The sequence below is a fragment of the Neobacillus sp. SAB-20_R2A genome, assembly GCF_049568635.1.
GTDB lineage: Bacteria > Bacillota > Bacilli > Bacillales > Cytobacillaceae > Neobacillus > Neobacillus citreus.
Genome location: NZ_CP145895.1, coordinates 5,275,657 through 5,302,520, shown reverse-complemented (window position 1 = coordinate 5,302,520; position 26,864 = coordinate 5,275,657). Strand labels below are relative to the sequence as shown.

Below are 26,864 nucleotides of genomic sequence, written 5' to 3'. Positions count from 1 at the left end.
CCTTTATCATAATCTGACTGTTTTACATAATGGCAAGAAAGTGACGTTTTTTTAAGGAGGGGCGGCCATGAAAAAGTATAAAGTTTTAAGCGGCGTGATTGAGTCTGGTGTTGTCGCGGTTGTTAGAGCAGATAGCAAAGAAGAGGCGATTGCCATTTCTGAGGCTTGTGTGGCAGGCGGAATAAACGCTATTGAAATTACCTTTACCATCCAAGATGCCGAGGCGGTCATCAAGGAACTGGCTTCACATTTTGCGGATCGTCCGGAAGTCATCATCGGGGCAGGGACGGTATTGGATGAGGTTACCGCAAGAATTGCGATTATGGCTGGCGCCCAATTTGTTGTCAGCCCTTGCTTTGATGAACGGACGGCCAAGCTTTGCCACTTATATCAAGTTCCCTATATGCCGGGCTGCATGACGATTACAGAAATCAAGAATGCACTGGAACATGGGATTGACTTGATCAAATTATTCCCGGGGGATACGTTGGGGCCGGGCTTTGTGAAAGCCGTCAAGGCTCCGCTGCCACAGGTGAATATCATGCCGACCGGCGGAGTCAATCTCGATAATGTAGAACAATGGATTCAAAATGGCTGTGCCGCTGTTGGTGTCGGAGGGAATCTGATTGCACCGGCAAAGACGGGAGATTATGACAAAGTTACGGAGATTGCTAGGCATTATGTAGAGAGAGTCCAGAGAGCACGCGGGGGTTTAGGATGAAAAAGGTTGTCACACTGGGAGAGATCATGCTGCGGTTATCGACACGGGAGGGAGTTCTTCTAAAACAGGCAGATCAACTGAGCGTGCATTATGGGGGAGCAGAGGCAAATGTTGCTGTATCATTAGCCAATTTTGGTTATCAGGCCTATTTTGTAAGCAAGATTCCTTCCAACCCGTTAGGCATGGCGGTCGAACGGCATTTGAAATCCCATGGAGTCCAAACCGATTACCTCATCAAAGGCGGAGAACGGCTGGGAGCCTACTATATCGAAGCCGGGGCAGGCGAACGAAGTGCACAGGTGACCTATGACCGTAAGTACTCGAGTTTTTCGGGTCTTGAAGCCGAAGAGGTAGAGATTGAGAGGATCCTGGCTGGAGTTTCCTTACTCCATGTTACGGGAATTACCCTCGCCCTGTCCGCCTCTTTACGCCAGCTTGTCCAGAGTATTTTTCAAAAAGCAAAGGAAATGGGGATTAAAGTCAGTTTTGATTTTAACTATCGTTCCAAGCTATGGTCGCAGCAGGAGGCAGCCGAAGCGTTTCAACAGCTGATGCCGTATGTCGACATTTGTTTCTTTGGTGAATTGGACGCTGTGCATTTGCTTGGGCTTCCCCAGGTTGACCGTGAGCTGCCAGCAGGAGAAAGACTAAAAATATATTATCAGAGGATAAACGAGCTTTATCCCAATCTTGAATATTTGAGTTCCACCTTCCGCACGGTAATTTCAGCATCAAGCAATCGACTGCAAGGAAACCTCTTTGTTAATGGGGAGCTGTTTCAATCGAAAGTGCATAGGATTGAGCCGATTGTTGACCGCGTTGGAGGGGGTGATTCGTTTGCAGCAGGAATTTTGGCGGGCATTTTGGAAGGACTGCCTGCACAGCAGATCATTTCTTTCGGAACAGCTGCCTCTGCATTAAAGCACACCGTTCAGGGGGACTGTAATCCGTTTACTTGGGAAGAAGTTCTTCAGTTTGCCGCTGCGGAATCAGGAGCAATTAAGCGGTAAGATTTTTTTGCTTTTGAGGTTGTAATTTTACACTCTATCGGCGGATTTTGAGGTCCTATCGGCGAATTTCAGTGTTCTATCGGCGAATTTTTGCATTCTATCAGCGAATATCAAGGCTCTCTCGGCGATTCGCAGTAATCATCTAAAAAAATCACAAAAAAAGGAGATATGAATCATGGAAACACGTTATGCCCACCATCCGGAGGATATGAAAAAATACACAACCGAGGAATTAAGAAGAGAATTCCTTGTTGAGACATTATTTGAACTAGGTCAGGTCCATTTAACCTATACGCATGTTGACCGAATGATATTTGGCGGAGTTACTCCTGCTGATCAGGAATTAACGATTAAGCTGGACAAAGAATTGGGAGTAGAGTATTTCTTAGAACGCCGTGAGCTTGGAATCATCAATATCGGCGGCGAAGGCTCCGTTGTCCTTGATGGCACTGAATATGAAATGCAGCAGCGTGACGGACTTTATGTCGGCAAAGGAACAAAGGAAGTGTTATTCCGTTCCAAGGATGCCGCCAATCCGGCGAAGTTTTATATCAACTCTGCACCGGCTCACCACACGTATCCTACTGTAAAAATCGATATCAACAAAATTGATCCGCTGCAAATGGGAGCTCCAGAAACATTAAATGAGCGGAAAATCTATCAATATGTGCACCCTAACGTTTGTCAGAGCTGCCAGCTGCAAATGGGCTTGACGATGCTGGCACCGGGAAGCGTGTGGAACACGATGCCATGCCATACCCATGAGCGCCGGATGGAAGTGTATTTATACTTTGATATGGAACCGGAAACTCGCGTTTTCCATTTCATGGGGAAACCGGATGAAACAAGACACATAGTCATGAAAAACGAACAGGCAACGATTTCACCAAGCTGGTCCATCCATACAGGTACCGCAACAAGCAATTATACCTTTATCTGGGGCATGTGCGGCGAAAACATTACGTATAGCGATATGGACCATGTAAAAATGGAAGATTTGCGCTAATTAAAACACAGAAGATGCATCATGAGCCCCGACAAGCGCGCTAGCTTTGCGGGGCTTAGACGTTAAATTCTAGAAAAATATCATTTTGGAGGTAAATAGAATGACTCTTACATCATTTTCACTGGATTACTTTAGTCTTGATGGGAAAGTAGCGATTGTTACAGGGGCCAATAAAGGGTTGGGGCAGGCATATGCTGTAGCGCTTGCCAAGGCCGGTGCCGATCTTTTTGTTGTCGCGAGAAGCGGAGATTGTGAAGAAACTCGGGCCTTAATTGAAGAAACGGGCCGCAGAGCTGAGTTTTTTCAAGCAGATTTAAGTGACCGGGCTTCGGTCAAGCAAGTTGTTCCCGGGTGTCTAAAGGTATATGGGAAAGTGGATATTTTGGTCAACAATGCCGGCACCATCCTTCGTTCACCTTTAGTCGAGTACAAGGAGGAAGATTGGGATACCGTCATGGAAGTCAATTTGAATTCGTTGTACCTGTTAAGCCAGGAGGCAGCGAAAGTGATGGTAGAGCAGAAGAGCGGGAAAATCATCAACATCGCCTCGATGCTTTCGTTCCAGGGCGGCAAGTTTGTCCCTCCTTATACTGCCAGCAAACATGCCGTTGCGGGACTGACAAAGGCCTTTGCCAATGAATTGGCTGAACATAATATTCAAATCAACGCTATTGCACCGGGCTATATTGCGACAGACAATACGGCCCCAATTCGAGCGGATGAAAAGCGAAACGTTGAAATCCTGTCGCGTATTCCGGCTGCACGATGGGCAGATCCGTCTGACCTGATGGGCACCGTTGTTTTTTTAGCGAGCAAGGCCTCTGATTATATGAATGGGCATGTTCTGGCAGTCGACGGCGGCTGGCTGGCGAGGTAAAACTCTATCTGTCCACTTGGGTTATAAGATCTGTGTCTCAAAAAATTTCTTTTTAGGATGGTGTATTTATGGGGAAAAATCTAAAGAAAATTTTAGCGACATCCGTGACATTAACGACCTTTTTTACAGTTCCGGCGATAGATTCCAACAACTCCGTTCAGGCTTCTGAACCGACGGCATCTGCTGTCACCGAGACAAACCCAGCAGAGACTGTAAACGACCTTAATCAATTAAAGGTAAACTTTAAAGAGTATCTGGTTGGCAATGAGAGTTTGAATACGAACCCATCGCTAGTCAGTAAAATAAATTCTGTCCACAATACAGCCAATACTAGACTTGGGGATTTCCTTCCAATAGAGGGAAGGGCACAAGGTCTGTTCAAAGGCGTCGTTCTTGGCGAAGATCCCAAAAATTTAAGCAACTCCTATTTATATTTATATCAAATGGCACTAGCTGCCAAGACCTATAAAGACCCTAGCCAAGCCGGATATAATTTTTACGAAAATAAGGAATTGATCAATAAGGTAATTGATGGGCTGGATTGGCTGTACGCCAATCACTTTGCCGACCAGGAAAAGGGGTACTACGGGAACTGGTATGAATGGGAAATCGGCGCCCCGATCAATGTTACGAAAATCCTGCTTTTGTTAGAGGATGAGATTAGAGCTTCTAAACCAGAATTAATCGATAACTATGTTAAGTCCATGGACCTTTATTTAAGAAATGGAAAAGTCGGGGATATTGATTTAACCGCCCGTCAACACACAGGCGCCAACCTTGCCGATATCGCCACCAACCGAATCATCCAAGGGGCACTTACTGGAGATGGGCAGAGGGTTTCAAAGGCAGTAGCCAATATCCTGACTGTCTTTCAAACGATTGACCCTAATCATATTGTGAATGGAAATACGGATGGATTTTATGAGGACGGCTCATTTATCCAGCACCACCGAGTTGCTTATACCGGTTCCTATGGAAAAGTTCTCTTAAATCGGATTATGCAAACCATGAATATTTTAAACGGCAGTTCTTATAATCCGGAAGAAATATTGGTTCCAACCGTTCAGAATTGGTTATATCAAGGGTTCTCCCCCGTTATCTTTGAAGGGTATATGATGGAAATCGTCAAAGGTCGAGCAGTTTCAAGAACGGGGACAGGGTATCAGGATGTAACAAGCATCGTGGAGGCAATGCTTGATTTATCGAACAAATTAAATGAGGAAGACAGTAAGCGTTTAAAATCCTACATCAAATATATTGCGCAAACGTCCAAAGGAGGGATTAATCCAAACTCTTTCACCTCCTATAATGCCATTATTACCTTTAACAACATCATGGCAGATAGCCAAATTGAGGCTAAAGACGCGATTGCGGAAGAAAATCATTATGCGTTTAATTTAATGGATAAAACGGTCCATTTGCGGGATTCCTACGCATTTGCTTTTTCAAGAAGCTCCGACCGAATCAGCAAGTATGAATATATGAGCGGCGAGAACTTAAAGCCATGGTTCCAAGGTGATGGCGCGTATTACTTATATCTATCAGGAAGAGATCAGACGAAGTCATTTGGGGCCGATTATTTGGCAGCCATCGATCCTTATAAACTCCCAGGGACCACTGTCCCTGTAGAGGAGAGAAAAACCATTCCTGAGCTGTATGATGGAAAGCTTTTCTATGAAAATACAAATCATCCATTAAATTTCTATGCATCCTCTGTGTCGCAAAATGATTATGTTTATTTTCCAGTAGGAACAAATCATTACTCTGGTGGAGTCAAGCTTGGGAAATATGGAGTTTCCGGTATCCAGCTTGGCGATGAGATTGGTTATCGGGATAAACAGGCAGGGCTGCTCCCTGAAGACTTTGTCGCATATAAAAATGCCAATGCCAATAAATCAGCCTTTATGTTTGATGATGAAATCGTTTTGTTAGGTTCCGGCATTCAGGATCAACTGGGGAGAGAGGTTATTTCTACTATTGATAACCGTATGTTCGACAAAAACGAAACGAGTTCGGTAGCTGGAGAAACCTATGAAAATGTTAAATTAGCGAACCCGGCTAATAGTCAATACGACCTAAAATGGATTCATTTCAATACGAATGGAGAAGGAACAAAGGTAGGTTATTACTTCCCTGAGCTTTCCAATATTCAGGTTTCAACAAACACGGTAACGGAAAGCCTAAGAAAAATCCGTACTGGCAATCCAGACACCAAGATTACTAAAAACTTCTTTACCTTAGGAATGGATCATGGAGAAAATCCACAAAATGCTAAATATGCTTATGTAATTTTGCCGAACTTTGGTGAAAACGAAACGGAACAGTATGCAAATAATCCAGGTGTGAAAATTTTAGCTAACACCGAGGATGTTCATGCTGTTGAGCAGACGAAGCTTGGGCTAAAAGGATTTAACTTTTTTGGTGATAAAAAGAGAACGGTTAGTAATGTAACATCCTATAATCCAGCATCGATTCTTGTAAAGAAGGATGGCGATACGGTAACCGTAGCGGTCTCCGACCCGACGCTCAGCTTGGAAAAAATGAAGCTTGAAGTTGACCTATCGAGGCCGGTAGTTGTAGAGGCCAGCAAGGGTGTGAAAGCCTCTGTATCAAGTAAAAAAGCTTTGATTCATATTGACTCCAAGAATTCTAATGGGAAGAGCTTTGAAATTAAGTTCAAGATTAAAGAGTAAAGGGACTTTAAGACAATAGCACCATGAGAAGAAGGCAAAAATGTCTTTGATGAGCCTTCTTAAAGACAAATCGGCATTAGTAAGAGTCGAAAATGTCTTTAATTCAAGCTGCCACTGGCGAGGTAGGTATATTTGTAAATTTAAAGGCTCCCGCTTTAGGTTTAGGATGCAAATTGGGATGTTATGACTGGAAAGAATAATAAGAAAGGCCGGTGAATTAAAAATAACCACCGGCTTTTCTTTTAATCAAAATAATCTTTTTCTATTAAAAATCTTTCTATTAATTACTCATCCCATGTTGCGTAAGATTTCTTTCCCTTACTCTTTATTCCGGCTAATAAAATTTGACCATTTCCGAATACAGGTTCACGGGCACCGTCTATAGCAGGGTCTACAAATTGGAAAAACCATTCGTCCAATCGTTCTCTCATTTTAGAAACAATATCGTTCAGTTGAGGCACATCAATTAAATTATTCTTTTCGTCGGGGTCATTAACTAAATCATACAGTTCGTGAGGTCCATAAGGATATCTATGAACATATTTCCATTCCTTGCTTCTGATCATTCTTACAGGACCGTATTCATCAAAAACGACGACACTCTCTCTTTCTTCTATCTCCTTATCTTCTATTATATAGTTAAAACTTTTTCCAGGGAGTTCGTTGGAGATAGGATTTTCAATACCTACATACTCAAGGATGGTAGGCATAAAATCATAGCCACTTAAAAGTGAATCGTTTACTTTGCCGAGTGGAATTCTTCCGGGTTGACTCAAAATGGCTGGAACTTTTACAGAAGTGTCGTACATGTTTTGTGGGAACGTACCATTTCCTTTTCCCCAAATTCCATGATGACCCATGTTCATACCATTGTCCCCAAAGAAACAAACAAGTGTATTTTCTGATAATCCAAGTTGCTCAAGTTTATCAAGAATACGTCCGATGTTCATATCCATTGCAGAAACTGCAGCATAGTATCCCTGGAGATTCTTCTCTCTTGAATGTTGATATCCAGGTGGATTTTTGATCATCCATGGATGGTTTTCTTCTATGGGGCAAGAATCAAAAGTACAATCTGAATATAAATCTAGGTATTCCTGAGGGTGATGACCAACCCATGGACTATGAGGCGCTGTGTAATGGACACTCAAATAAAAAGGTTGATCGGATTTTGAATTTTTATCAATGAATTGAAGGGCATCATTTGTAATTGCATCTGTAATGTATTCCGGTTCTATTATTCTTTCGCCATTACGAATCATTGGGGCATTATAGTATGGGCCGCCGCCTGATTCATGTACATACCAATGGGTAAAGCCTTTTTGTGGTAACGTGCTATTACCTAGGTGCCACTTACCGCTAATGCCACAAGTATAGTTACTTTTTGCTAACAAATCTACGTAAGTTAATTGGTTTTCTAAGTATTCAATTGGATTATCTTTTGTATTACCTTCTCTTATCCAATCATGTACTCCATGCTGAGAAGGGATACGCCCCGTTAGCATGGATGCTCTAGCAGGTGAACACACTGGTGAAGTACAAAAAAAGTTTTCAAATCTAATGCCATTTGTTGCAAGACGGTCTAAATTTGGGGTTTTAATTTCGGTATTACCTGCACACCCCATTGCCCATGCACCTTGGTCATCCGAAAGGATAAAAACAATGTTCGGCTTGTTTTGTGAGTTTTTAAAAGTCATAGGAAATCCTCCCAGGAAATTTGATTATATATTTTGTTGTTACACTGAAACACCGCGTAGTTAGGGGTTAAACAAAGTATTTTAATAATTATATACCTATAATGGGTTGACCCAACAACCCGTTAACATTTATAATTATAAATAAATTTCAGAATAAATGCAATTTACAGAACGAATTAAATTCTGAGCTTAATAGTCTTGGGGGGTGGGATGCAACAAAGTAATTTTTTCAAATTATCGGTTGATGTTATAAAGGCAATTAAGGGTTTTGAAGAATAGGGGGGTACTAATGAAACTAATAAAATTGTTTACGGTTGGTTTAATGATCTTTTCATTATTGCTGGCAACAGCATGCAGTAATTCGGCTTCGAGTACAAAAGCAGACAAAGTTACACTAAAGTATTGGTCCATGTGGAACAAAGGTGAAGCTCAGCAGATCGTCATTCAAAAAATCATTGATGACTATGAAAAAGCTAATCCAAATGTAGATATAGACGTTCAATGGATGGGGAGGCAGGTTTTGGCAAAGGTCCGAACTGCTTCATTATCAAACGACGCACCTGATTTGACTGATAAATCTTTTGATGAATTGATGGGAACTTTGATCAGTAAGGATTTGACAGAGCCTTTAAACGACTTACTTGAAAAACAGATACCAAATGAGAAAGTCCCATTTGAAAGTGTATTAATTGATAACTTGCTAGAAAAAGTAACATACAAAGACAATGTAGTCTTTATTCCCTATGAAGTGATTAATTCAGGTTTTCACTATAACGAAAAGTTATTTAAAGAACTTGGGGTATCTGCACCAAAAACATGGGATGAATTTGTTTCAATCGGTAAAAAGATGAAATCAGAAGGTATCGCACCGCTGGCTCAAGATGGAAATATCGATTTTTATAATGCTTACTATTATTATTGGCTAACGAATAGAATTCTCGGACCTTCAAAATTCAAAGAGGCAGCTGGAGATAAAACAGGTGCATCATGGGATGACGCGGGCTTCTTACAAGCGGCTGAAAAAATTGAAGAAATCGTTAAAGCAGGGTTCTTTATGGAGGGATATCAGGGCAGTCAATATCCAGCTGCACAAACTGCATGGGCCCAAGGTAAATCGGGGATGACTCTTAATGGTAGCTGGCTTTCAAAGGAAACAAGTTCCTATGCCCCTGCAGGATTTAGTTATCGTGCTTTCCCTTTTCCTCAGGTAGAAGGTGGTAAAGGGGACTATCATAGTACAGAATTTTATTTAATTGGCTGGACTGTACCTAAGGGTGGTAACGTGGGATCAGCAAAAGACTTCTTAGCTTTTGCGATGCAGAAGAAATATCAGCAAGAATTAAGTGGTAAATCAAGTGTTATTAGTTCTCGTAAAGATATTCCAGCACCAGAAACTCTTAAAGATTTTAAATCTATGATTGAAACAAGTACGGGTTATCACCCGGTATATGATGGATTAAGAGAAGCTTATCCTGAATGGTGGAAGACAGTGTTTTTACCATTAGATGATAAGTTGGTTTTTGGAGAAATTACTGCTTCGGATTTTATAAAAGAATTAAAAGCTCAGTCTATCAAGTATTGGCAAAAAAATTAAGGTAATACAGGTGACCCGTCTTCTTACTCCCTTAGAAGACGGGTTCATTAAAGGAGGCTGTTTGATGGAACGAAGTAGAAAAAAACTCATTGTTCCTTATTTATTGCCAGCTATTATATTATATCTAGGGTTTTTCCTTATCCCAGCTTTTTATGGGGGGTATATTAGTTTTCAAAAGTGGTCTGGGTTTAACGAAGCAATGCAGTTTGTAGGTTTAGAAAATTATTCTCGCATTTTTAGAGATCCTGTTTATTGGAGTTCTTTTAAAAACATGATGTTAATCTTAGTAGTCGGGGGAATTTATGTTTTCCTCATCAGCTTTTTATTTACTGCGTTGATGAGTCATGGACTAAAGGCAAAAAAAGCAATTCGGGCCATTATTTTTTTCCCTCATATAATCGCTCCAGTTGCTATGGCTGTTATTTGGAATTATCTATATCGGTATGACATTGGATTATTTAACTCAATTCTTGGTGCGTTTAATGTAGATCCTATAAATTGGACCGGGCCTCAAAATATCATGTCGTCAGCACTCATAAGTATTGTTTGGTATAGTGTAGGTTTGTATCTGGTTCTTTTACTTGCGGGTGTGGATAAGATTCCTAATACACTTTTTGAGGCAGCAAGAATCGAGGGAGCTTCAACCTTTCAAATTTTCGTGAAGATTACCTTGCCCCTAATCTGGGATGTAATGTCCATTGCTATTATTCTATGGGGAATTCATGCTATCCGCTTGTTTGACTTCCTTTTTGCACTAGGGGGAGCAGAACCGCCAGTGAGAATCTGGAATACAGCACTGTATCAATATTTGTTAGGGTTTGGTGAACGGACACCGATTTATGATTTGGGATATTCAAGTGCTATTGCGGTTTCAATGGTATTGATTGTTGTAATCTTTGTAGTTTTTGGAAGAAAGTTATTTAGACGAGATGTTTATGAATTTTAAATTGGGGGGGAATCGATAATGGGAAAAAAGATTTTTTTCGGGGCTTTTTCTTTTCTTGGAAAGGGATTTGTTTATCTATGGGCCCTCTTTATTTTATTGTTGCTTTTTTGGGTATTCCTATCATCCCTAAAAACCAATCAGGAATTATTTACGAGTATTTGGTCTTGGCCAAAAGAATTTCAATGGGGAAATTATTATACAGCATGGATACAATCAGATTTAGCTAGTTACTTTTTAAATACTATTTTTGTAGTTACACTGTCTGTTATCGGGATTGTTGCAGTTTCAGCTCCAGCTGCCTACGTATTGTCCCGAATAGGTTTTAAAGGAAGAGAATTTATCACGAATTCATTTGTTATTGGGATAGGGATTCCATATCAAGCAGTCCTAATTCCTATTTATCTTGTTCTATTAAAACTGGGAATAATCAATACCCTTTTTGGATTAATTGTTGTATATGTTGCTTTATCCTTACCGTTTTCAATCTTTATTTTAACTGGCTTTTTTAACACATTATCGACAGAAATTGAGGAAGCTGCTGCTATTGATGGAGCTACCGCAAACCAAACGTTTTGGAAAATCATGTTGCCTATGGCCCGACCAGGTATTATTACAGTGGTAACCTTAAACGCCGTGGGGTTATGGAATGAGTTTCTTTTAGCTAAAGCATATATAAACGTGGATGATAAATATACGTTGTCAGTTGGGTTGTATCAATTCTATTTATCCATGCAGTATAACTCGGATTGGGTAGGACTGTTGGCAGGAGTTATTATAGTAATTACCCCAATTCTACTGTTCTATTTCTGGCTCTCTGATCGTGTTATTGAAGGGATGACAGCCGGAAGCGGGAAGTAGCTTATCAAATCCTTCGGAATACAAATATAATATTTTTCAATCGGAGGGGTGTTAAGATTATGAAAAAGCCAAATATCTTACTAATCACCAGCGACCAGCAGCACTACGATACAATCGGTGCCTTTAACCCTGAGATTTCAACCCCGAACCTCGACCGGCTGGCAAGGGAAGGAACGACATTTCAGCGCGCCTATTGTCCGAATCCTACCTGTACGCCGGCAAGGTCGTCCATTATCACTGGCACCTATCCAAGCCAGCACGGTGCCTGGACACTAGGAACAAAACTAAACGAGGATCATCTGACAGTCGGAGATGTTTTCGTTGAAAATGGCTATCGGACTGCACTTGTAGGCAAAGCTCATTTCCAACCGACGCGAGCAACGGATGAATACACGTCGCTGGAGTCAATGCCGCTCCTTCAGGATATCGAGTTCTGGAAATCTTTCAATCAGCCATTCTATGGTTTTGAAAAAATCGAACTGCTTCGCAACCACACCAATGAATATTTAGTAGGCCAGCATTATGTGGCTTGGCTGGAGGAAAAGGGGTACCATGACTGGAAGCAGTATTATATGCCGCCAACTGGAACGATGGATCCGTCGATTACCTATCAGTGGGGGATTCCTGAAGAATATCACTATAATAGTTTTATTGCGGAAAAAACAAATGAGCTTCTCGAAACCTACCAAGAGCAGGACGAAAATTTCTTCCTATGGGCGAGTTTTCCCGATCCGCATCCTCCTTATTTAGTTCCTGAACCGTGGGCCTCAATGTATGACCCTGATAAGCTGACGATTCCGGAACTTTCCCCGGGGGAACATGAGAAGAATCCGCCGCATTTTCAAAAGACTCAGGAGGAGAATCCTGATTTTTCCTACCTGGCGGAAACCGGCTTTGGCATTCACGGCTATCACTCCCACCTGCTGCCGGAAGACGACCGAAAAAAATTAGTGGAGAACTACTATGGTATGATTAGTTTTATGGATAAGTATATTGGTAAGATTCTAGATAAGCTGGATGAATTGGGCATCGCCGATGATACCATTGTTGTTTTTACAACAGATCACGGTCATTTCTTCGGCCAGCATGGGTTGCAGTACAAAGGCGGGTTTCATTATGAGGATTTGATTAAACTTCCATTTATTGTCCGCTATCCTGGCAAGGTTCCAGCGCAAAAGGAATCGCATGCCATGCAATCGCTGGTTGATTTGGCTCCGACCTTTTTATCAATAGCCGGCATCCCTGTCCCGCCCATTATGTCGGGCGAAAACCAAAAGGATGTTTGGCTCGGCAGCAAAGAAAAAGCAAGGGATCACATCCTATGTGAGTTCCGCCACGAGCCAACGACTATTCATCAAAAAACCTACGTGGATGATAGATATAAAATAACCATCTATTATCGGCAAACCTATGGTGAAATATTTGACCTCAAGGAGGACCCAAAGGAAGTAAATAATTTATGGGATCATCCTGACTATCAAGAGTTGAAAAAAGAGCTTCTATTAAAATACGCCTGGGCAGAGCAGCATAAAGAGCAGCTGCCAATGCCGAGAATTTCACATGCATAAGGACGAAGGACCAAATTTTACAACAAGAAGGAGATAATCAAAATGGCGCAGGGCTGTTTAACTTCCCAACAACATTCACATATCGGTGTCATGTGGAAAACCGTTTCCGAAGCGTGCAATCTCGCTTGTGATTATTGTTATTATAGCGGCTGCGGCGGCCAGCCGGGGAAAATTGATAAAATCGATCCAGCTATCCTTGAAAAATTCATCAAAGAATATATGGTGCTGACCAACGGGGTAGCCTCCTTTGCCTGGCAGGGAGGGGAACCGCTATTAGCCGGCTTGGATTTTTTTAAACAGGTTGTGTTTCTGCAAGCAAAGTACGCACCAAAAAATACCATCATCAGCAACTCGCTGCAAACGAATGCTACGCTGATTACCGAGGATTGGGCACGATTTTTTAAACAATACAATTTCCTCATCGGGATCAGTCTTGATGGCCCAAAGGAAATCAATGATGCGAGAAGGGTGACCGGGCATGGGAAGGGAAGCTTTGACCGGGTAATGCGTGGAATTGATTACTTGCGAAAACATCATGTCGATTTTAATATCTTAACGGTCATTCACCAAGACAATGTGGGGCGGGCAAAAGAGCTGATGGAGTTTTATCAGCAAGAAGGCTTTTCTCATGTGCAGTTTATACCTTGTATGGACTTTCGGGCGCAGGAGCCGAATAAACCGGGACAATATTTGATTACTCCGGAACAATACGGTCAGTTTTTATGTGAGGCGTTTGACATCTGGTATAACGACGGCAATCCGAACCGGTCTGTCCGTTTCTTTGATAACATTCTGAGTGCCTATCTGCATCAGGAGGCGGAATTATGTATTCACCGTCAGACCTGTCCGAAAACGCTGATTCTAGAACAAAATGGCGACGCCTATCCGTGCGATTTTTATATTAATGATGATTATAAGCTCGGGAATGTTGGTCAGAATTCACTAATAGACATCCTTAATAGTCCAAAGTATGATGATTTTCTTGGCTTGAAGCCTACTTTGCCGGAGAAGTGCAAAAGCTGTGAGTTCTTAAAGCTATGCCATGGCGGCTGTCCAAGAAATCGAGCCTGGAGCCAAGCAGATGAGACGGTGAATCCAGATTATTTCTGTGAAAGCTACATGCAGGTTTATAAGCATGGACATGAACGAATGGAAAGATTGGCAGAAAGTATAAAACTTCAATGGTTACAAAATCATCTTAAAGCAGGCCGTCCAAAGCCCGAGCGAAATGATTTCTGCCTATGCGGCAGCGGAAAGAAGTTCAAAAAATGCTGTGAAAAGTTTGTTCAAATGGTTTAACTTTCCTTAATGGGGGAATGAAAATGGATCTGACAACAGGCTTCTTGCTTTTACTTATTGGGATCCTGGCTGGAGGTTATGGAACGATAGTCGGTGCCGGCGGCGGTTTTATTTTTGTGCCGGCACTGCTGCTTCTTTTTAAAATGGAGCCTGCAATTGCTGCAGGATCAGGACTTATTATCGTGTTAATTAATTCTTTGTCTGGTGTGGTTGGTTACGCAAAGCAAGAGAAGATTCAATATCGAACGGGGCTTACGCTCGCTATTGGTGCCCTGCCTGGTTCCTTTCTTGGGGTTTGGCTGCTCCAACTCTATTCATCTAGTTACTTCTATGTGATATTTGCTACGTTGTTGGTTGGATTGGGTATCTTTTTATTTACTAAAAATCTTCCAGATAAATTAAAAAGGCACCAGCCTTCTGATGGGTATGCATACATAGCGGCAGGTGACTCCAGCGGAAATGGGGATACCCTTTATACGGGTGATAATGAAGATGTCAGTTTGTTCGAAAAATGGCTGATTCCGCTCGGGTTAGTGATTGGCATTTTATCCAGTTACCTCGGGATCGGCGGCGGCTGGCTTCTCGTTCCCATCTTAATCTATGTATTTAAAGTACCGACACACAATGCGGCGGCCACGTCCATTTTTTCGCTCTGCCTTTATTCAACGATCGGTGTGATTGCGCAGCTATTCTATGGCCATGTCGATTGGCCAGCTGTCATCTTTGGCGGCATCGGTGTGATCGTCGGCTCACAAATCGGGGTCCTGCTCTCGCAAAAAATCCCCGGCAAAGTCATCATCCAAATGCTGTCCGTACTATTAATATTTATTGGAGTTCGGATGTATTTTTCTTGAAAGAAGCATGGGGACGGTTCTCATGCCTCAAAATTTTGAGGCACAAGAACCGTCCCCATGCATCAAAACCCCTGCGAGCTTAGGCCCCGGGGGTTTCGTTTATGTGGAAGTTTTCGTTTTCTGCTATTTTCTGCATTGGTGGGGCGGCTTTTTGTTTTTTGCTCATGAAGAAGAAGACGCCGAGCAGGACGAGGAGGCCGCCGGCGATTTGCCAGCCTGATAGTCGCTCTCCGAGTAAGATGACAGCCAAAATGGTGCTGCCGACCGGTTCGCCGAGAATACTCATCGAAATGGTCGTGGCGTTCACATAGTTTAGCAGCCAGTTATTAATCACATGGCTAAGGCTCGGAACGATTGCCAAGAGCAGGAAAATCCCCCATTCCTTCGGCGGATAATCGAGAAACGGCACTCCGGCCCACAGATTATAAACAACAAGCACAATCCCCGCACAAAGGAACACGCTAAAGCTGTATATCCAGTGGGATACATTTTTCACGACGGTTTGCCCAATAAATAAATAACCGACCACCGCGATAACGCTGAAAAAGGAGAGCAGATCGCCACGGATGGCATCAGCGCTTAAACCGAAGTCTCCCCAGCCAATCATCATCGCTCCGATGATTGCTATCCCCATTGTTGCCAGTGCGGAAGCAGTCGTTCTTTCTTTAAAAAGAAAAAATCCGCCTACCAGCGAAATGATCGGCTGCAGGGCGAGAATGATGGTCGAGCTTGCAACCGTGGTTAACTTTAATGAGCCGAACCAAAGAACAAAATGCAGGGCCAGAAAAACTCCGGAGAAAAAGAGCATGGCGCCATTCTTTGGACTCACTTTTTTAAACTCCTTGCGTTTCACCCAGACCATCGGTGCCAATAACAAACTGGCAAACAACATTCGGTACATACTTAAAATTGAAGCCGGCGCGTCGGACCATTTCACAAAGATAGCCGAAAACGATATGGCAATAATGGATATAGTGAGCGCCAGGCTGATGGATTTTGAACTTATAGATTGTTTCATTGCTGCTTCCTTCCTTGATGGTGTTTTGAATGAACTCACACAAATCTATTACTATTATCGCAGATATTGTTCGAAATTCGTAGACCTTTATTTTCCATGTCCAAAACCAATCAAGGGGGGAATTAATTCTTAACAATAACTATTTAATCTCATTTTATGGTAAGTAATCTTTTGTTCGAGCTTGCACTGCAACTCATAGTCAAGACAGTCTGCAAGCAACAGCTCATGGTAATTCACCCTAAACAAGTGCCACTCTTTTTTGAATTTAGCTAATAATGTATTCATTCCATTTTCAACCCCTCTTCTATTGTCATAAATCGCAGGAGTCCGTATTCGGAAGCTGGCTAGCATGATGATCGGAATGACCAATGACCTTAGCCCCTGTAGCTTTGCGTCGCCATTTTTCAATGGGTTTGCCTTTTTCGTACGATTTATGGAATTACTACTATTTTGACGATGAACAACTTGTCTCAGCAAGTGTTTTCCCGTTTTTTATATTGGGAAAAATTATTCCTGGACTTTCAGAATCATGATATCTACCCTTCGGTTAGCTTGGCGGTGCTCTACTGTGTCATTCGGATACAGCGGCTTTTGCTCGCCAAAGCCGGCAAATTGCAATTTATCAGAAGAGATGCCATTTTGCTCGAAAAAGTAAAGAACGGACAAAGCACGGGCAGAAGACAATTCCCAGTTCGACCTGAATCTGCCCCCGGTAATCGGGACATTATCCGTGTGGCCCTCAATGCTGATAGGGTTTTGCACTCCTTTAATCAAATCCAGCAAGTCACCCAAAATTGCAGGGGAATTTCCCTTCAATTCGGCGCTGCCGGACTCAAACAATATGACATCCTTAAGGGAAAGCTTGATTCCCTTAGGCTCGTCTTGAACGGTGATGACCTTCTCCAAGCCGCGTGCCTCGATATAGCTTTGAATATTCTCCATCAGGCTATGCAATTTTTCATTCTCTTCCTGTTTCTCTTCCTCGCCGGCAGTTTTTTCGAGCGGCTTCACCGTAGGCGAACTGGCATTTTCTTTTAAAATCAAACTGCTTCCTTTGCCGCTCAAAGCTGAATTCATCGAAACCATGATTTGCTGCAACTTTTCCGAATTGATACTGCTCGAAGCAAACAGGACGATAAACAAAGCAAGCAGCAGGGTCAAAAGGTCCGCGTAAGGAATTAACCAGCTTTCGTCCATATGCTCTTCATGGTCTTGCAGTTTCCGCCTCCTCACCATTCTATTCCTCCTTTCTTACAAGATGTCCTATTCAAAACGAAGCCTCTATTTTTCCAGCTTGAACTCACAGTCTTACAGACTCTCAACCTCTTTCACGACCATTTCCTCCTGTTTCAAACGTGCCTTTGTTGGCAAATAAACAGCCAGCTTTCGTTCAATCAATTTAGGTGTTAACCCTTCCTGGATGGCAAGAAGTCCCTCCATCATCATCAGTTTCAGGTCCTGCTCTTTTTTCGCAATACGCTTCAGTTTATTGGAAATCGGATGCCACAGGACATAGCCGGAAAAGATCCCTAACAGTGTTGCGATAAAGGCAGCGGCAATCGAGTGTCCGAGTTTGTCCATGTCCTGAAGATTTCCGAGCGCAGCAATTAAACCAACCACAGCACCCAAAACGCCTAGTGTCGGCGCGTACGTCCCCGCCTGGCTGAAGACGAGGCTGCCGGCCTTGTGCCGTTCTGCCGCTGCTTCCAGTTCACTGAACAAAATATCCTCCATTTGGTTCCGGTCACTGCCGTCAATAATCATTTCAAGGCCATTTTTTAAAAAAGGATCCTCGACGGACTCGGCAATTTCCTCCAATGCGAGTACGCCTTCACGCCTCGCCACCATCGACCACTCCACCATCATCTCGATGACTTCATCTTGGCTGGGCTGCTTTGGTTCGACAAAAGCAATTTTCAACAGCATCGGAATTTTTTTTATTTCACTCAAGGGAAATGCGATAAACAAGGCAGAGATCGTTCCGCCAAAAATAATTAAAAAGGCAGCAGGGTTCGCCAGTGCTTCAAACGACGCGCCTTTTAATACCATCCCTACACCGATAGAAACGATAGCCAGAATCAAACCGATAAATGTCGTCATAAATTTCTCCTTTTCTAATGATTGCTAAAATTAATAATTTATTGTAATTTAGTTTTACAAATATCGACAATCACAAACTTAAGCGTTTGGAAGGTGTTTTCCCTTGAAAGTAAGTCATGGATTTGGTGTCACGAACGATAAAATGTTTTTTCAAAAAGAAACGAAGCAAGCTGAATCATCTTCATTCCAACAGATTTTGACAGATTCAAAGACCAATTTGGTAAAAGAGCAGCTAAGCTCCCTTTTAGATGGGATTCGAAAGCAAGGGGAGCGATTGGTTCAGTCACGAACGGCTGCTGATCTTCAAAAATATAAAAAATTAATTCAATCCTTTTTGCAGGAAGTTGTAAAAAATGGCCTCTCTTTAGAAATAACGGATTCTTTCACGTCAATGAATAGGGGGAGGAGGCTAAAAATTATTAAAGAGATTGATAGAAATCTGTTGGAGCTGTCAAAGAAAATTTTAGAAAAAGAGGATGCAAATATTCAATTGCTTGATAAGATAGGGGAAATCAAAGGCCTGTTAATCGACCTCTATCTGTAATTTTGACACCAAAAGGATGAAAATAATGAAAAAAATCCTAACGCTAAGTGTAGTTCTTGTGTTAATCATCGCGGGCGGTCTTTTTTACTATCAATATCAAAAAAATAACCCTGTAAGCTCACAGGATAAGACGCTTGATCAGCTCGCTAATCAGACCATTCAAACGAAGCAAATCAGCACCAACCTAAATTCGGAAAACTTAATTCAAGTCCAGTTTTCGATTGAAATGGATTCCAAGAAAACGTTGAAGCAATCAGAAAAAATAAAGCCAATCATTGAAAGCGACATTATCAAGATTCTGTCTAAATCAAATAAAGACGATTTTAAGGATATTGCTGCCTTCGAAGGAAAAATCAAAGACAAGCTTAACGAGCGGTTCTCTGATGGGAAAATTATGAACGTCTATACAACGGAACTGTTGATTCAGTAAAATTTTAAAAAAGGAGAATGACGATGCTTAGAGGGATCGACACGGCGGCGTCCGGCATGATTGCCTTGCAAAGAAGGCAGGAGGCGTTGACGAATAACTTAGCGAATATTGAAACGCCTGGCTATAAAAAAGTGGATACAACCTTACGCTCCTTCCCGGAGGTTTTGCTTGAGCGGATTCATGACTCTGGGAATGGCAATGGCTCGAATCCGACAGGCTTCTCCTTGGTCGGGTCGTTGCAGCAGGGGGTCTATGCGCAGGAAAATATCTCAAGCTTTGCGCAAGGGGACCTTGTGACCACTGATAATCCCTTGGATGTGGCCATTGATGACAGGGCTTTGGCGGGGCAAAATGGGCAAAAGCCTGGTGCGTTTTTCGCTGTTATGACTGGTGCAGGTGAAGTCCGCTATACCCGGAACGGCAGGTTCACGGTGGACGAAGCGGGTCAGCTCCGCACGACCGAGGGGTATACGGTGCTAAACCCTAATGGCCAGCCGGTTCGGACGAGTGCGGAATTGGCCGGCGGTGATGTTTCTATTAGTGCGGACGGGGAGATTATTCTTTATCCGGATGATCTTTCTAGGAGGACGGTTCTGGATCGGATTGGGCTTGTTTTAATTCAAAATCCGAACGACCTGATTAAAGACGGGAACGGACTGTTCAAGCTGGAGGGAGGCGGAAACCCGCCGCCGTTATTGACCGAATTGCCGGCCGGTGTGCAACTGCGCCATAAGATGATTGAAAAATCGAATGTCGACCCGACAATGACAATGACGAACATGATGGAAAACGTCCGTATTTACGAAGCGAATCAGAAGGTTTTGCAGGCTTATGACAAGTCTCTGGAGCTGTTGAATTCGATTGGTAGAGTGTAATTTACACAGGTTTCTTACAAGTTTTACGGGGATTTTTTATGAAGGACTGAGCGTGTCGTCGCAAGTGGGGAAATGTCCTTCATCGAGGTTATGAAGGACAAACGGGGCCGCGGCAATCGGGGAAATGTCCTTCATCGAGGTTATGAAGGACAAATGGGGCCTTGGCAATCGGGGAAATGTCCTTCATCGAGGTTATGAAGGACAAAACGAGTCGCGGCAAGTGGGGAAATGTCCTTCATCGAAGCTATGAAGGACAAAACGAGTCGTGGTAGTCAAGAAAATGTCCTTCATCTAGGCTATGAAGTACAAACGGGGCCGTGACAGTCAAGAAAATGTCCTTCATCCTTGCCCACCATGGACACACAAGCAAAGGAGATGAATCTCATGAATACATCGCTATATATCGCCACAAGCGGCTTAAATGCCTATCAAAAAAAGTTAGATACGATCGCCAATAATATGGCCAATGCTGAAACTGCCGGATTCAAGAAAAGAGAGGCATCCTTCGAAGAAAACTTGGCGACTTCCATCGATAACCAGAAGGCTGTCAATCGCGAAGTTGGCAGATTGACCCCAAACGGGATCCGCACAGGCTTCGGGGTACACATCACTGCAGCACAGTTGAATTTGGAACAGGGGGCAGCCAAAGCAACCAACAACCCTTTAGATTTTATGATTGATGGAAAAGGATTTTTTCAAGTGGGCAAAGGGAACGAGGTGTTCTATACACGTAACGGATCCTTTCAGCAGAGCCCAACAGGTAATGGCACATACCGGTTGGTAAACGCAGAAGGCTGTTACCTTATGGACCGAAACGGCGCCCCGGTGGAAATTCCGGAAGGAGCGTCGGTTTCCGTTAACGAAAATGGCTTCATTTCGCCAACCAACCAGCAAATGGCCGTAGTGGACTTTGTGAATCCCCAGCAATTAGTCCAAGCGGGTGGAAATGTCTATCGGTTTACAGGTGGAGCGAATGAAGTGCTAGGTAATCCGGCTGCGCAAATTCGCCAGGGCTATCTTGAAGCATCCAACGTCGATTTGAGCAAAGAAATTACGGACATGCTGACAACACAGCGCGGCTTCCAATTTAATTCCCGGTCGATTTCCTTTGCGGACCAAATGATGGGGATTGCTAATGGGATTATTAGAAGTTAAGCTTTAGAAAAAAAAGAGCCGTTTTCCACGGCTCTTTTCAAGTTAAATCACGATTTTCTCTTTACTTTTCTCCCAGAGGACCTTAAATAGCTTTTGTTCTGTTTTTTCATCTAGCGGATGAAAATGAACCCCGTATTCATAAAAATCATTTTCCAAAATCTTTCTTCTACGGATCTGACCGGTCAGCGTGAAGGATTCCTGCAAGAAGGCAAACTCGACCGTTATTTCATCAATTTTACCTATATCGACCAAAGAATGCAGTTTCATGCCGGTGATGCTGATATCGCGAATCAGCCCTTTATATTCCGGTTCCCCCGAAGAAGCGGGATAGAACCAGCAATCCTGATCCAGCAAGCTAAGCCGGAATGCTGTCCGACGATTCGTTTTTTTCGGAACAACATGTTTTTCTTTTTGGAAAAAAGTTCTTCCTGCGTATAAAATAATAACCAATACCACTACTACACATAGGCCGAGGATAATATGCGACGTACTCAACTGTGATTCCCCTTATCATTTTCTCAATAATAAAAATTTACCATTCAAAACCAAATCTGAAAAGGGGCTAAACACTTTTGAAGAAATGGCCGTTAATAAATTATAAAGAATGAGGCATGGGGACGGTTCTCGTGCCTCAATGATGCACGAGAACCGTCCCCATGCTTCACCCGGAAAGGAGCCGGTCGTATGAAAGTTAATGATTTTAGCCGTTTGCAGGCTTATCAATCGTATAAAAATCAGGTTAATAAGACGCCGCAGCAGGATGTGAATAAAAAGGTTCAGGTGGATAAGGTGGAGTTTTCACCTGCTGCACAGGAAAAAATCAGCGCGGAACGAGAAAAGAGAATCGAGGAATTGAAAAAGCAGATTGAAAGCGGCACGTACAAAGTGGACAGCAAGAAAATTGCTGAGAAATTATTGGATTCTTGGGACAGAGGGACGGATCAATGAAATCGGTTGAGCCGTTAAAATCGATTCTTCAAGAAATGATTACAGTCTATGAAAACCTGCTCGCGGTAGGGGAGGAAAAGCGGGCGGCCCTGATAAAAGGTGACCCGGAGCAACTGCTTGCTATTTTTCCAAAGGAATCCGCTCTGATTAAGGAAATCAGTCTACTCGAGGAACAGCGCCAGCAGGAAGTAATTTCCCTTCAGAAGGAGACTTTAAGTGAGTTAATCGCAGAGCATCCATTCGCGGATCTTTCAACCTATCAAACCGAACTTAAAGCAAAATTAACAGAATTAGAGAAGCAGCATGAGCTGAACCGGCAGCTGGTCGAGTCGTCATTAGAATACATCAACAGCATGCTGTCATTATTTACACAAAAACAAGAACAGCCACTAACTTATTCGGCGAAAAATTACATGCAGACGAACACATCGAGAAGCTTTTTCGATGCAAAAGTGTAAGGGGAGGGTGCGAGATGACTTCAACATTTCATGGAATTGAAATTGGAAAGCGGGCTATTTTTGCTTCATCCACAGCCCTCAGCGTAACCGGGCATAATATCTCCAATGCCAATACAGAGGGTTACACCAGGCAAAAAGCCGTCACCGCAGCCTCCAATCCGCTTACATATCCGGCCATGAGTGCGGGAAAAGGCCCCTATCAGTTGGGAACAGGTGTAGATACGACAGAAATCACCCGCATCCGGGATTCATTTTTGGACGGACAGTTCCGGACACAAAACGAGCAGCTTGGGTATTGGAACGTGAAACAGGATACACTGTCAAAAATCGAACAGACCTTAAACGAACCTTCCGATAATGGATTGCAGGCAGTCTTCGATCGCTTTTGGCAGTCATGGGAGGATTTGTCGAAGGAGCCGGATAGCTTATCAGCACGCGCTGTGGTTCTTTCCAACGGCACTGCGCTGGCGGACTGTTTAAATCAAATCTCCAATTCTATCGATCATTTAAGCCAAGATTTAAAAAATAACATTTCTACGAAAATGACAGAAATGAATAATTTGACCAAACAGGTGAGTGGGTTAAATACGCAAATCGCAAAAATGGTCGCTTCCGGACAAGAGCCTAACGATTTAATGGACAAACGCGATTTGATGATTGACCAGCTTTCGAAATTGGCTGACATTGAAGTGAAGCCTGCGGCGGGCGGAATGGTTGATATTTTTATCGGCCAAAAGTATTTGGTCAATGGTGACCAAAGCAGCACAGTATCCTTTGACAGCACGAATAACCAGCCATTGCTGAACGGGCAGAACATTTCCTTGAAATCGGGCGAGCTGGCCGGCATGGTGGATTCTTTAACGAAGGATATTCCTTCTTATATGGCAAAAATCAATGAAATGGTGACGGTATTCAGTTCAGAAGTAAACAGCATCCATGCCGGTGCCAATGCTATGAATCTGGATGATATTCAAAATAGAAAAATAGATCCTAACGCCGCTCTGGAGCGGATTCCGTTTTTCGTGACAAAAGCAGGCACATCTCCAACAACAGCCGGCGACATAATGGTTAACCCACTGATTACAGCTTCCTTAAATAAAATTGCCGCGGCACAAGAGGCGAGTGCGGGTGATGCTCAAAACGCCAATCAGTTAAATAACTTAAAATTTAAGGTTCTTTCTTTTTCCAATCAGTCTACTACCTTGAATCAATTTTACCGGACGCTGGCAGGAGAGATTGGCATTAAAACGCAAGAGGCACTGCAGATGGAAAATAACTCGGACTTGTTAGTGCAGCAGGCAGAAAACCGCCGTCAGTCAGTATCAGGCGTTTCGATTGATGAAGAAATGACAAACATGGTCCGGTTCCAGCAATCCTATAATGCGGCATCGCGATACATATCGGTCATGGACGAGGTTTTAGATAAATTAATAAACGGAACGGGTCGTGTAGGGGTTTAGTCATACGCGGAGGTGAGTAAAGTGCGTGTTACGCAAAAGATGTTAAGTACGCAAATGATCCGGAATATTCAACAGAATTACCGCTCCTTGAGTCAGTATCAGGAGCAAATTGCTTCGGGCAAGGCGGTCAACAAGACTTCAGATGATCCGGTAAAATCTATTCAAATCATGTCCTACCGCTCAGCGCTGGCAGAAACGGGACAGTTTAAACGGAATGCTGAAGACGGGCTGGACTGGTTGGAGGCCACGGATAAATCCTTGGACGACTTGACGCAGGTGATGCAAAAAGCGCGCGAGTTGACGGTCCAAGGCGCAAATGGCGTCAATAACCAGGAAGCCAGGCAATCAATCGCCATAGGTTTAAAGGAACTCATCGGAGAAATCGGCGATATCGCTAATGCGAAAATCGGCGACCGCTTTTTATTTGCCGGAACCGATACCGACACTGCGCCGTTTCAGGATGGCAAGTTTATGAATACCAATCAGAACTCCCTATCATGGAATGTTGGCCAAGGCATCTATATGAACGTCAATGTCAACGGTGCGGAAATTTTTAATTTTCAAGCCGATGGACTTAATTTATCTGAACCTATTGAAAAAATTGCCGGCGAACTGGATCTGGGCAACAATCCTGAACAGCTGCTAGGCACTTTGGATAAGCAGTTAAATAATCTTTTGGCTCATCGTTCTATGGTCGGAACTAATGTGAACCGTTTAGAAATGATGGTCAACCGTTTGGACGAAACGGAAATCACCACCAAAAGCATCCTTTCCAAAAATGAAGATGCCGACATGGCGAAGGTGATAACCGATTTGACCAACCAGCAAACGATTCTAAACGTAGCACTGTCATCTGGGGCAAAGTCAATCCAGCCTACGCTAGTGGATTTTTTAAGATAATAGTTATATTAGAGGTGTTCCCGTGTATGAAGGGAGCGCCTTTTTTTTGAAAAAATGCAAGAATCTACAAAAAATAATTAAAAAACACACTTCATCCTCTCTCCATTCCGCAAAAAATGTCGTTAAAGAATAGTAGAAAGGCAATAAACCAATTTACCTACACTAGGAGGAAAAAAGAGATGAGAATTAACCATAACATTTCAGCACTAAATGCTTATCATCAATTAAGTGCAAACTCAAATGCAGCTTCAAAGAACTTAGAAAAACTTTCTTCAGGTTTGCGTATCAACCGTGCAGCTGACGATGCGACTGGCCTAGCAATCTCTGAAAAAATGAGAGCACAGATTCGCGGTTTGGACCAAGCTTCCCGTAACGCTCAAGATGGTATTTCTTTAATCCAAACGGCTGAAGGTGCAATGAACGAAACACACAGCATCCTGCAGCGTGTTCGTGAACTAGCAAACCAAGCAGCTAACGGAACTTCTACTACGCAGGATAAAGAAAATATTCAAACAGAGGTAAATCAGTTAATCAATGAGATTGATCGAGTTGCCAGCGATACAGAATTCAACAGCTTCAAAATCTTAAATGGTGATATCTCTAAAACTGCTAAATTTGCTCAGTCTTCTGGAGGTTCTGTTGCAGGTGTTGTGGCATCTTCAACAGCAGCTGCTGGAACAACAAAGGTTACAACGACTGCTGCATTGGGGTCAGCAACTTCAGCAATTTGGGAAACTGGAGCTCTTTATGATTTAAGTGGCACCGCAACACCAGCATCAGGGGGTACAAAGTTAACAGACCTTGGTACAGATACCACGAAGTATGGGTTACAGGTCGGGGATGAAATTACCTTATCGGCCGTTGTTGGGGGTGAAGTAAAATCTGCTGTTTATGTTGTTACTGCAGACAGCACTTTAGATGATTTTATGTCTTCTGTTAAAAATACTTTAGGAGCATCTTCTGTAACCGGACCAGGTGTGCCCAAAACTGCAGTTACAAACGCTGACGGGCTTGATGGTAGTGCAACGCAAGCAGATTCGATGGTGATTGTGGGTCAATCTGGAGCGGCCAATGATATTAGTGGAATTCATTTTACAGCAACTTCCTCAGAAGGCATTTCTCGTACTTCATTTAATGATGAAATGAACGGTGGGAAAAATGGCGGACTCAAACAGATCCAAGTAGCTGCAAATGCCGGCGATTCCATTGCACAGGTTGATATAGATGGTGATGGAAATGCTGAAACTGGAGATGGAAGAATCGCTGTACGTTCGAATGCAGTTGTACAAGTTTCCAATCTGCAACTAACATTTTCAGATTCAATTACAGCATCCACTTCTAACATTACTGTAGGTTCTGCCAATAATACTGTATCCATTCACGTCGGAGCTAACTCAGGACAAACATTAGAAATAGGTATTAACTCTATGGATTCAGTAGCTCTTGGCCTTAAAAAAGACGGTGTCAATATCTCTCTTATGAGTGAAACAAGTGCCGAAGATGCAATAAATGTCTTAGATAAAGCAATCAGCACGGTTTCCTCTGAACGTTCTAAATTAGGGGCAATACAAAACCGTTTAGAGCACACAATTAATAGCTTGGGAACTTCATCAGAAAACTTAACAGCTGCTGAATCCCGCTTAAGAGACGTTGACATGGCTAATGAAATGATGCAATTTACGAAAAATAACATCCTATCTCAAGCAGCACAATCTATGTTGGCTCAAGCAAATCAACAGCCTCAAGGAGTATTACAGCTATTACGTGGTTAATAGCTAGATTAAAATTTAAAAGAAGTCTCTTTTTTGGAAGGGACTTCTTTTTAAGCTATCTATTTAAAATTAAATAGGAGG

Annotated in this window: 25 protein-coding genes and 1 riboswitch; of the genes, 20 read left to right on the top strand and 5 right to left on the bottom strand. The window is 42.8% G+C overall.

All coding sequences use genetic code 11. The features are described 5' to 3' along the window. Nucleotides 1-67 precede the first annotated feature (67 nt). The 5 genes from V5M37_RS26100 to V5M37_RS26080 all read left to right on the top strand — a co-directional run bounded on the left by V5M37_RS26100 (nt 68) and on the right by V5M37_RS26080 (nt 6,307). Nucleotides 68-721, top strand: a complete 654-nt coding sequence (locus V5M37_RS26100; protein ID WP_423799793.1) for a bifunctional 4-hydroxy-2-oxoglutarate aldolase/2-dehydro-3-deoxy-phosphogluconate aldolase — start codon at nt 68-70, stop codon at nt 719-721. Then, nucleotides 718-1,731, top strand: coding sequence for a PfkB family carbohydrate kinase (locus tag V5M37_RS26095; RefSeq protein WP_423799792.1), 1,014 nt, complete (start codon nt 718-720; stop codon nt 1,729-1,731). The genes V5M37_RS26100 and V5M37_RS26095 overlap by 4 nt, the downstream gene beginning before the upstream one ends. Nucleotides 1,732-1,906: 175 nt before the next feature. Then, the gene (gene kduI / locus V5M37_RS26090; RefSeq protein ID WP_423799791.1) at nt 1,907-2,737 is read left to right on the top strand and encodes a 5-dehydro-4-deoxy-D-glucuronate isomerase; all 831 of its coding nucleotides are present in this window, start codon (nt 1,907-1,909) and stop codon (nt 2,735-2,737) included. Between the two features lie 100 nt (nt 2,738-2,837). Beyond that, nucleotides 2,838-3,614 carry a 2-dehydro-3-deoxy-D-gluconate 5-dehydrogenase KduD gene (gene kduD, locus V5M37_RS26085; protein ID WP_423799790.1) on the top strand — a complete coding sequence of 259 codons (777 nt, stop codon included), beginning with the start codon at nt 2,838-2,840 and terminating at the stop codon, nt 3,612-3,614. A gap of 68 nt (nt 3,615-3,682) precedes the next feature. Beyond that, on the top strand, nt 3,683-6,307 hold the full coding sequence (locus tag V5M37_RS26080; protein WP_423799789.1) for a polysaccharide lyase 8 family protein: 2,625 nt from the start codon (nt 3,683-3,685) through the stop codon (nt 6,305-6,307). Nucleotides 6,308-6,591: 284 nt separating this feature from the next. Here the strand turns inward: V5M37_RS26080 and V5M37_RS26075 are convergent, their stop codons facing one another. After that, the gene (locus V5M37_RS26075) at nt 6,592-8,004 is read right to left on the bottom strand and encodes a sulfatase-like hydrolase/transferase (RefSeq protein ID WP_423799788.1); all 1,413 of its coding nucleotides are present in this window, start codon (nt 8,002-8,004) and stop codon (nt 6,592-6,594) included. A 289-nt stretch (nt 8,005-8,293) separates the two neighbouring features. Between V5M37_RS26075 and V5M37_RS26070 the strand changes: the two genes are divergently transcribed. From V5M37_RS26070 to V5M37_RS26045, 6 genes are all read left to right on the top strand, one after another. Beyond that, nucleotides 8,294-9,598 carry an ABC transporter substrate-binding protein gene (locus V5M37_RS26070; protein ID WP_423799787.1) on the top strand — a complete coding sequence of 435 codons (1,305 nt, stop codon included), beginning with the start codon at nt 8,294-8,296 and terminating at the stop codon, nt 9,596-9,598. 64 nt (nt 9,599-9,662) lie between these two features. Continuing rightward, on the top strand, nt 9,663-10,544 hold the full coding sequence (locus tag V5M37_RS26065) for a carbohydrate ABC transporter permease (RefSeq protein ID WP_378586016.1): 882 nt from the start codon (nt 9,663-9,665) through the stop codon (nt 10,542-10,544). Between the two features lie 18 nt (nt 10,545-10,562). Then, the gene (locus V5M37_RS26060) at nt 10,563-11,402 is read left to right on the top strand and encodes a carbohydrate ABC transporter permease (RefSeq protein ID WP_378586013.1); all 840 of its coding nucleotides are present in this window, start codon (nt 10,563-10,565) and stop codon (nt 11,400-11,402) included. Nucleotides 11,403-11,461: 59 nt separating this feature from the next. Beyond that, complete coding sequence (locus V5M37_RS26055; protein ID WP_423799786.1) at nt 11,462-12,970, top strand: sulfatase family protein; 1,509 nt, start codon at nt 11,462-11,464, stop codon at nt 12,968-12,970. A 42-nt stretch (nt 12,971-13,012) separates the two neighbouring features. Then, nucleotides 13,013-14,269 carry an anaerobic sulfatase maturase gene (locus V5M37_RS26050; protein ID WP_423799785.1) on the top strand — a complete coding sequence of 419 codons (1,257 nt, stop codon included), beginning with the start codon at nt 13,013-13,015 and terminating at the stop codon, nt 14,267-14,269. 23 nt (nt 14,270-14,292) lie between these two features. Continuing rightward, nucleotides 14,293-15,123, top strand: a complete 831-nt coding sequence (locus V5M37_RS26045) for a sulfite exporter TauE/SafE family protein (RefSeq protein ID WP_423799784.1) — start codon at nt 14,293-14,295, stop codon at nt 15,121-15,123. Nucleotides 15,124-15,202: 79 nt separating this feature from the next. Here the strand turns inward: V5M37_RS26045 and V5M37_RS26040 are convergent, their stop codons facing one another. The 3 genes from V5M37_RS26040 to motA all read right to left on the bottom strand — a co-directional run bounded on the left by V5M37_RS26040 (nt 15,203) and on the right by motA (nt 18,241). After that, nucleotides 15,203-16,141, bottom strand: a complete 939-nt coding sequence (locus tag V5M37_RS26040) for a DMT family transporter (protein WP_423799783.1) — start codon at nt 16,139-16,141, stop codon at nt 15,203-15,205. A gap of 332 nt (nt 16,142-16,473) precedes the next feature. Then, nucleotides 16,474-16,569, bottom strand: a riboswitch (cyclic di-GMP riboswitch). Between the two features lie 79 nt (nt 16,570-16,648). Beyond that, on the bottom strand, nt 16,649-17,374 hold the full coding sequence (locus V5M37_RS26035; RefSeq protein WP_423799782.1) for a flagellar motor protein MotB: 726 nt from the start codon (nt 17,372-17,374) through the stop codon (nt 16,649-16,651). A gap of 75 nt (nt 17,375-17,449) precedes the next feature. Beyond that, nucleotides 17,450-18,241: a flagellar motor stator protein MotA gene (gene motA, locus V5M37_RS26030; RefSeq protein ID WP_423799781.1), complete on the bottom strand. Its 792-nt coding sequence runs from the start codon at nt 18,239-18,241 to the stop codon at nt 17,450-17,452. A gap of 103 nt (nt 18,242-18,344) precedes the next feature. Between motA and V5M37_RS26025 the strand changes: the two genes are divergently transcribed. The 4 genes from V5M37_RS26025 (at nt 18,345) to V5M37_RS26010 (ending at nt 21,245) form a co-directional block, all read left to right on the top strand. Further along, on the top strand, nt 18,345-18,785 hold the full coding sequence (locus tag V5M37_RS26025) for a YaaR family protein (RefSeq protein ID WP_423799780.1): 441 nt from the start codon (nt 18,345-18,347) through the stop codon (nt 18,783-18,785). Between the two features lie 25 nt (nt 18,786-18,810). Beyond that, entirely contained in the window at nt 18,811-19,215 is a 405-nt protein-coding gene (locus V5M37_RS26020) for a flagellar basal body-associated FliL family protein (RefSeq protein ID WP_423799779.1), read from the top strand. 23 nt (nt 19,216-19,238) lie between these two features. Continuing rightward, nucleotides 19,239-20,090 (top strand): flagellar hook-basal body protein, encoded by an 852-nt coding sequence (locus tag V5M37_RS26015; protein WP_423799778.1) that lies wholly within the window; start codon nt 19,239-19,241, stop codon nt 20,088-20,090. A 384-nt stretch (nt 20,091-20,474) separates the two neighbouring features. Next, a complete protein-coding gene (locus V5M37_RS26010) occupies nt 20,475-21,245 on the top strand; it encodes a flagellar hook-basal body protein (RefSeq protein WP_423799777.1) in 771 nt (256 codons plus the stop codon). A 42-nt stretch (nt 21,246-21,287) separates the two neighbouring features. Here V5M37_RS26010 and V5M37_RS26005 read toward each other — a convergent pair whose 3' ends face one another. Next, nucleotides 21,288-21,740, bottom strand: a complete 453-nt coding sequence (locus V5M37_RS26005) for a PilZ domain-containing protein (protein ID WP_423799776.1) — start codon at nt 21,738-21,740, stop codon at nt 21,288-21,290. Between the two features lie 189 nt (nt 21,741-21,929). On the opposite strand from V5M37_RS26005, the gene flgM reads away from it, so the two are divergent. The 5 genes from flgM to V5M37_RS25980 all read left to right on the top strand — a co-directional run bounded on the left by flgM (nt 21,930) and on the right by V5M37_RS25980 (nt 26,783). Then, nucleotides 21,930-22,193: a flagellar biosynthesis anti-sigma factor FlgM gene (flgM, locus tag V5M37_RS26000; protein ID WP_423799775.1), complete on the top strand. Its 264-nt coding sequence runs from the start codon at nt 21,930-21,932 to the stop codon at nt 22,191-22,193. Continuing rightward, nucleotides 22,190-22,651, top strand: coding sequence for a flagellar protein FlgN (locus tag V5M37_RS25995; RefSeq protein WP_423799774.1), 462 nt, complete (start codon nt 22,190-22,192; stop codon nt 22,649-22,651). Before flgM ends, V5M37_RS25995 begins: the two co-directional genes overlap by 4 nt. A 14-nt stretch (nt 22,652-22,665) precedes the next feature. After that, nucleotides 22,666-24,111: a flagellar hook-associated protein FlgK gene (flgK, locus tag V5M37_RS25990; RefSeq protein WP_423799773.1), complete on the top strand. Its 1,446-nt coding sequence runs from the start codon at nt 22,666-22,668 to the stop codon at nt 24,109-24,111. A 21-nt stretch (nt 24,112-24,132) separates the two neighbouring features. Beyond that, on the top strand, nt 24,133-25,011 hold the full coding sequence (gene flgL / locus V5M37_RS25985) for a flagellar hook-associated protein FlgL (protein ID WP_423799772.1): 879 nt from the start codon (nt 24,133-24,135) through the stop codon (nt 25,009-25,011). A 179-nt stretch (nt 25,012-25,190) separates the two neighbouring features. After that, nucleotides 25,191-26,783, top strand: coding sequence for a flagellin (locus tag V5M37_RS25980; RefSeq protein ID WP_423799771.1), 1,593 nt, complete (start codon nt 25,191-25,193; stop codon nt 26,781-26,783). Nucleotides 26,784-26,864: the final 81 nt, after the last annotated feature.